Raw genomic sequence first — 6,912 nt, 5'->3', positions numbered from 1 at the left:
CCGCCGCGCCGCGCGTCGTGCCGGTGCGGCCGCTCGCCCCCGGGGCCGGCCCGCGCCGCCTGGTGGCCGAGCGCCGGGGCGTGGCGCTCGACGGTCTGGTCTGGGCCGGACTGCCCGACCGCCCGCTGCAGCCGACCGAGGTCGAGATCGAGGCGGTGGCCTCGGGGCTCAACTTCCGCGATGTGATGTGGGCCCAGGGCGTGCTGCCCCCCGAGGCGCTGGAGGCCGGGTTCTCGGGCCCCTGCCTTGGCATGGAATGCGCGGGCGTGGTGACCCGCGCGGGTGCCCGGGCCGGGCTGGCCCCCGGCGACCGGGTCATCGCGATGGCGCCCCATGCGATGGCCAACCGCGTGATCACCCGGGCCGAGGCGGTGATGCCGCTGCCCGAAACCGTCGATCTGGAAACCGCCGCCGGGCTGCCGGTGGTCTTCGTCACCGCCGATTACGCCCTGACCGAGGTGGCCCGGCTTGCCCCCGGCGAAACGGTTCTGGTGCATGGCGGCGCGGGCGGCGTCGGCCTTGCCGCGTTGCAGGTCGCCCGTAGGCTGGGCGCGCGGGTCTTCGCCACGGCAGGCAGCCCCGCCAAGCGGCGGCTGGTGACGGCGATGGGCGCCGAGGCCGTGTTCGACAGCCGCAGCCCCGGTTTCGAGGACGCGGTGATGGCCGCGACCGGCGGGCGCGGGGTCGATGTGGTGCTGAATTCGCTGGCGGGCGAGGCGATGGAACGTTCGCTGGCCTGCCTCGTGCCCTTCGGCCGCTTCGTCGAACTGGGCAAGCGCGATCTTTACGAAAACAACGTCATCGCGCTGCATGCCATGCGCAACAATATCGCCTTTCACGCCGTCGATGCCGACCAGCTGCTGCTGCACCGGCCCGATGCGGCGCGACGCACGCTTGAACGCCTGCGCGAGGCCTTCGCCGAGGGGGTCTATCAGCCGCTTCCGGTCACCGCCTTCCCGGCCGAGGATGTGGCAGAGGCGATCCGCACGATGCAGCGCGCGGCCCATGTCGGCAAGATCGTCCTGACCGCGCCGAAAGAGCGCGGAACCGCCCGGCCCGCGGCGGCCCCGATCCGGGGCGGCTGGCTGGTGGTGGGCGGCACCCGGGGCTTCGGGCTTGCCACCGCGCGCTGGCTGGCGGCGCAGGGGGCCGAACATCTCTGGCTGATGAGCCGGAGCGGCACGGTCGCGCCCGGCACGCTCGACGGGCTCGGCACAGCGGCCGAGGCGCTGACCTGTGACGTGGCCGATGCCGCCGCGCTCGACGCCGCGCTGACGCAGATCCGTGCCTCGGAGGTGCCGCTGCGCGGGGTGGTCCATGCCGCCGCGATCTTCGACGACGCGCTGGTGGCCGATCTCGACGAGACGCGGCTTTCGGCGGTTCTGAGGCCGAAGCTCGTCGGCGGGCAGACGCTCGACCGGCTGACGCGGACCGATGCGCTCGATCATTTCTGGGTCTTCAGTTCCATTGCGGCGCGCTTCGGCAACCCCGCTCAGGCGCCCTATGTGGCCGCCAACCGGGGGCTCGAAGGCCTGGCCCGGGCGCGGCGCGAGGCCGGTCTGCCGGGGCTTGCCATCGCCTGGGGGCCGATTGCCGATGCGGGCTATCTGGCCCGCGAAACCGGTCTGCGCGAGGCGCTGGCCAAGCGGCTTCCGCCGATGACGACAGAGGCCGCACTGGACCGGCTGGGTCGGGCTCTGGCCGCCGGGGCCTGCGGTCCGACCCTGACCGTCGCGCCGATGGACTGGTCGCGGATGGCCGGCACGCTGCCGGTGCTGGGCACGCCGCTGTTCGACCTGATCGACATCCGCGCCAGCGCCACCGGGCCCGGCACGTTCGACCTGGCCGCGCTGTTGCAGACCAAGGGACCGCAGGAGGCGCGCAAGCTCCTGACCCGGCTTCTTGTCGAGGAGGCGGCGCAGCTGATGCGCGCGGCGCCCGGCGATATCGACCCGCGCCAGCCGCTGGAGCTGATGGGCTTCGACAGCCTGATGGCGATCAATCTGAGGATGGCCGTCGAGGAACGGCTGGGCGTGACCGTGCCGGTCATGTCGATCGACGAGGGGCTGACGCTTGCCGGGCTCGTCAACCGGATCATCGAGGCCAGCGGCACCTCCGAGGCCGACGCCGGGGACGCCATGGTCGAGGAAATGGCCCGCCGCCATCTGGCCGACGGGACGCTCGACAGGGGCCAGCTCGACGAGATCCGCCAACGCGCCCAGGGCAGTTCGGGAGGCCGCTGAGATGACAGGCACACGCGACACGCTGAACCGTCTGCGCGCGCTTCATGCGGGAACGCCGCGCGCGGTCGCCGCGCCAACGGCGGCCAAGGCCGGGCCGGGCCGGGCCGATTTCACCACCCATCCGGGCTATCGTCAGGTCGCGGTGGCCCGCAGCGCGGCCGCCGCGCTCGATGTCGAAAACCCGTTCTTCCGCGAGACCGAAGCCGTCGACGGCACCCAAGTCCGCATCGGCGAGCGCTGGGTCGAGAATTTCTCGGGCTACGATTATCTTTCGATCAACGGCGATCCCAGACTCGCGGCAGCAGTCGGCGCGGCGGTGGCCGAATTCGGGGTCTCGGCCCGGGCCTCGCGGCTGGTCGGCGGCGATCTCAGCCTGCACCGGCGGCTGGAAACCGGGCTGGCCCGGTTTCTAGGCTCCGAGGCGGCGCTGGCGACGGTCTCGGGCCATGCCACCAACCTGGCTGCGATCCGCACCCTGACCGGCCCGGGCGATGTGGTCCTGGTCGACAGCTTTGCCCATAACTCGGTCTTCGAGGGGCTGCGCGCCTCGGGCGCCGATCATGTTTCCCTGCCCCATAACGACTGTGCCTGGCTGGAGGACTGGCTGTCGCGCAACCGCGAGCGCTATGACCGCGTGCTGATCGTGGTCGAGGGGCTCTACTCGATGGATGGCGACATTCCCGACCTGGCCGCGCTGGTCCGGATCAAGGACCGGTTCGAGGCCTGGCTGATGGTCGACGAGGCGCATTCGGTGGGCGTTCTGGGCGCCACGGGACGCGGCCTCTGCGAAGAGGCCGGGATCGCGCCCGGGCGGGTCGATCTGCTGATGGGCACGCTGTCGAAGACCTTCTGTTCCTGCGGCGGGTTCCTCGCCGGGTCGGAAGCCGCGATCGAGATCCTGCGCCATTCCGCGCCGGGCTTCGTCTATTCGGTGGGGTTGTCGGTGCCCAACACCGCCGCGGCGCTGACCGCGCTCGAGATCCTCGAGGCCGAACCCGAACGGGTGGCTCGGCTGAAGGCCCGCTCGGCACGGTTTCTGGCGGCATCCGAAGCGGAGGGGCTCGATTGCGGGCTCGGCCGGGGCTTTGCGGTGGCGCCGCTGATCGTCGGCGACAGCCTGAAGGCGACGCTGGCCTCGAACCGGGTCTTCGAGGACGGGTTCCAGGCCTTTCCGATCATCGCGCCCGCAGTGCCCAACCAGAAGGCGCGGCTTCGCTTCTTCATCAATGCCGACCATTCCGAGGCCGCCATCGACGCCGCCGTGGCCTCGGCCGCGGCCCGCATCCGGGAGGTCGGCGGTGCCCGCTTCTGAGCCCGGCCTAACCGCCCGCCGCCTCGTCGGAATCGGGCAGGATCTCGGCCCGGTAGCGGGCCATGATCCGGTCGGCCAGCGGCGCAGGCAGCCGTTCGCCCAGCCAGGCGCCGATAATCAGCGGCAGCGGAAAGGCGATGGTAGCCCGCCCGCGGTCAAGCCCGCGCGCCACGATCCGCGCCGCGCGCTCGGGCGGCATCAGCATCGGCGCGGGCCCTTTCTGGCGGTCGGTCATCGGCGTGTCCATGAAACCCGGAATGACGGTGGTGACCCGGACCCCGCTGCCCGCAAGGCTGCGTCTCAGCGCGGTGGCATAGGCCTGCAGCCCGGCCTTGGTGGCACTGTAGGACAAGAGATCGCCATGCGGCGCGATCGCGGCCAGCGAGCCCACGATGGCAATCCGGCCCCGGCGCCGCGCGCCCATGGCGGGCAGCAGCGCCTGCACCGCATGGATCGTCGCGGTCAGGTTGACGGCGATCACCCGTTCGGCCTGGGCCGCGGGCTCGATACCGCCGCGATTGCCGGTCTTCACCCCGGCATTGGCAATCAGCAGATCGACCGGATGGGCCGCGTCGAACGCCTGCAGGCAGCGGGTCAGCGCGGCGGTCTCGGTCAGGGCCACGGCGGCGGTCTGAACCTCGGCGCCAAGCGCGCGGGCGGCCTCGGCGGCCTCGGCCAGCCGCCCGGCGCCGCGCCCCATCAGCAGCATGTGGCGCCCCGGCGCGGCCAGTTCGGCGGCCAGCGCCCGGCCAAGCCCGCCGCTGGCCCCGGTCAGAACCACGGAACGGATCGGATCGGTCATTGCGGTCTCTCCCCGGCGATGAAGCGGGCCAGCGCCTCGGCGCCCCGCTGCGCGTCGGGCCCGTCGAAGGCGCCCGGCACATGGTAATCATGGCGCAGAAACCGGCGGAACCGGTCGGCCTCGGCCGGATCGGGCCTTTCGGGCGCGGTCCAGAAGGCGTCGAGCCCGGCGCGGGCGGTCAGCCCCGGCAGGTCGTAGACGGCGCGGCCCAGCACCTTGACCGGCACGCCCTCCAGCAGCGCCGACAGCCCGACCGTGCTGTTGATGGTGACGATGCCCGCAAGCGCGGGGAAAAGCGCCTCGACCCGCCCGCCGGGGAAGACCGCGACGCGGTCGTCGATTCCGGCCTCCCGGGCCAGCCGCTCCGCGCGCCGGTCCCAGCGCCTGAGCCCGTTATCGAGCGGGTGTTCCTTGACCGCCAGCAGCGCATCGGAGGGCGCATGGACCGCGAAAGAGGCCATGACCGCCGCCAGATCCTGCTCCTGCGTCCGTCCGGTGCCGTGGTCGCGGATCTGGAAATCGGTATCGAGCTGCAAGGGCACCAGGAAGACCGGCCCGGCATGGGCCGCGATCCGCGCCAGCGCCGCCTCGGTCTGGCGGGCACGGGCGGGCGCGCGCAGCGCCTTGAGGATCCAGCCGCGCCATTCGGCCCAGGGGCTGTCCAGCGCGTAATGCCGGTAGCGCGGATAGAAGACCGGCCCGAAAAGCACATTGGCCAGATGATAGGCCACATCGAAGGCGGCATAGCGCAGGAAGGACCCCGGCGCGGGCTCCGGCACCGGCAGATCGGGGCGTGTGTCTGTCGTGGCTGCGAACCGGGCCGGGATCGCCGAGCGGCCGCCGGTGCCCCAGGGCTCGACCGAGATCAGCCCGGGACGCAGATAGCCCTGCTCGATCACCCATGGCGTGATTCCGCCGGCAACCTTTGCCGCCGAAACAGCGTTGGCGTGATATTCACGTCCGTCGCCAAGCATCACGAGGTCCGTCAGGTTTTCGCCCCGGATGAGGTCGGCAAGGACCGCGCCGAAGCGCTCTGCCGACCCGCGATAGGCGATGTAGCGACCGCAGCCGGACGCCCAGTACAGGCGGTCGCCCGGTGCAAAGCCAACCCGCAGCACCTCTGCCCCCAAGCGGGCGCAGGCCGTTGCGACGTCACGAAAGAACGGCGACGAGGGTCCCTGCAGGAAAACGATCCTCCGGCCAGCCAGCGGAAAACGGGACAGAGACATTGACGGAGTTCCAAAGCCAGTTTGTCGCACGCAGAGGCCTTCTGCCGCACAAGCACGCGCAGGTTGTGGCACTCGATCCCGAGGCATGCAAGGGTCGCGTGTTCCTGATGCTGCAAGGCCACCCGTCCGGGTTCTGGCGCGATCTGGCCGCCGGGCTCGAGGCGGACGGCCACCGGGTGGTCAAGGTCAATTTCTGCCTCGCCGACCGGATCTTCTGGGGCCGCCGCCCGGCCATCGAGTTTCAGGGCGGGCTGAAGCGCTGGCGCCGCTTCGTCTTTCGCCTGATCGAACGCGAGGGCGTGACCGACATCCTTTATTACGCCGACCGCCTGCCCTATCACGCCATCGCGCTGGAACAGGGCCGCAGGCTGCGCCGCCGCTGCTGGGCGATCGAGTTCGGCTATCTGCGCCCCGACTGGCTGACGCTGGAGCGCGAGGGGATGGGCGCGCTCTCGACCTTTCCGAAGACCCGCAGCGAGATCGAGGCGCTGGCCGAGGGCGTCGAAACCCCCGACATGCGCAACCTCTATCCCTTCGGCTTCGGGGTCGAGGCCTTCAACGAGGTCAGTTTTGCGCTGCTGCAAAGCTTCGGGCGACCGTTCTACCCGCTGCACGTGTCCGACCGGCCGCACTGGCCGGTGATCGAATATCTCAGCTGGCTGCCCGGGCTGGTGCGCGGCCGCCACCGCGAACGTGCGGCCGTGGCCCTGACCGAACGGCTTGCCGCCTGGGGCACACCGTTCAACCTGGTCGCGATGCAGCTGGAGGTCGACTACCAGATCCGCGCCTCGTCAGATTATCCCGACCTGATCTCGTTCCTCGACGAGACCCTGCAATCCTTCGCCGCGACCGCGCCCGCGGACCGGCATCTGGTGGTCAAGCTGCATCCGCTGGACAGCGAGCTTGGGCGCTGGTTCTCGCGCATTCCGCGGCTGGCCCGGCGGCACGGCATCGCCGAGCGGGTGCATGTGATCCGCGGCGGCGATCTGGGAGCGCTGATCGGCGGCTCGCGCGGGGTGGTTCTGGTCAATTCGACGGTCGGCATCCATGCGCTGCGGATGGGCGTGCCGGTCTGCGCCATGGGCCGTGCGGTCTATGACCTGCCGGGCCTGACCCATCGCCGCGGACTCGACCGGTTCTGGACCGCGCCCGACCCGGTCGACACCGACTATTTCCAGAGCTTCCAGCGGGCGCTGTCGACGATTCAGGTCAAGGGCTCGTTCTACAACCTTGAAGGCCGTGCCGCCGCCATCGCCGAGATGCGCCGCCGCCTCGCGGTCTAGCGGGCCGCGCCGCACGCCCGAGACAATGGCCCGGGCGCGTGCG

5 protein-coding genes are annotated in these 6,912 nt (G+C 71.2%); 3 read left to right on the top strand and 2 right to left on the bottom strand.

The genetic code is table 11. The features are described from left to right. Together DSD19_RS10500 and DSD19_RS10495 are read left to right on the top strand one after the other, a co-directional pair. Nucleotides 1–2,243, top strand: a 2,243-nt coding sequence (locus DSD19_RS10500) for a type I polyketide synthase (protein ID WP_133260397.1), incomplete at its 5' end; no start/stop codon positions are given. A 1-nt stretch (nucleotide 2,244) separates the two neighbouring features. Then, a complete protein-coding gene (locus tag DSD19_RS10495; protein ID WP_113669542.1) occupies nucleotides 2,245–3,555 on the top strand; it encodes an aminotransferase class I/II-fold pyridoxal phosphate-dependent enzyme in 1,311 nt (436 codons plus the stop codon). Nucleotides 3,556–3,562: 7 nt separating this feature from the next. Here DSD19_RS10495 and DSD19_RS10490 read toward each other — a convergent pair whose 3' ends face one another. Together DSD19_RS10490 and DSD19_RS10485 are read right to left on the bottom strand one after the other, a co-directional pair. Then, a complete protein-coding gene (locus tag DSD19_RS10490) occupies nucleotides 3,563–4,357 on the bottom strand; it encodes an SDR family oxidoreductase (protein ID WP_113669541.1) in 795 nt (264 codons plus the stop codon). Next, nucleotides 4,354–5,475, bottom strand: a complete 1,122-nt coding sequence (locus DSD19_RS10485) for a capsular biosynthesis protein (protein ID WP_165828104.1) — start codon at nucleotides 5,473–5,475, stop codon at nucleotides 4,354–4,356. Before DSD19_RS10485 ends, DSD19_RS10490 begins: the two co-directional genes overlap by 4 nt. A 176-nt stretch (nucleotides 5,476–5,651) precedes the next feature. On the opposite strand from DSD19_RS10485, the gene DSD19_RS10480 reads away from it, so the two are divergent. Then, the gene (locus tag DSD19_RS10480; RefSeq protein WP_133260396.1) at nucleotides 5,652–6,869 is read left to right on the top strand and encodes a capsule biosynthesis protein; all 1,218 of its coding nucleotides are present in this window, start codon (nucleotides 5,652–5,654) and stop codon (nucleotides 6,867–6,869) included. Nucleotides 6,870–6,912 lie beyond the last annotated feature (43 nt).

This window comes from Rhodovulum sp. BSW8 (assembly GCF_003314725.1).
Taxonomy (GTDB): Bacteria; Pseudomonadota; Alphaproteobacteria; order Rhodobacterales; family Rhodobacteraceae; genus Rhodovulum; species Rhodovulum visakhapatnamense.
This window is presented reverse-complemented; position numbering and strand designations above follow the sequence as displayed.

Bases quoted from the DNA above. Each gene is read 5' to 3' on its own strand.
- DSD19_RS10495 (WP_113669542.1), top strand. From the start codon at position 2,245: ATGACAGGCACACGCGACACGCTGAACCGTCTGCGCGCGCTTCATGCG.
- DSD19_RS10490 (WP_113669541.1), bottom strand. From the start codon at position 4,357: ATGACCGATCCGATCCGTTCCGTGGTTCTGACCGGGGCCAGCGGCGGG.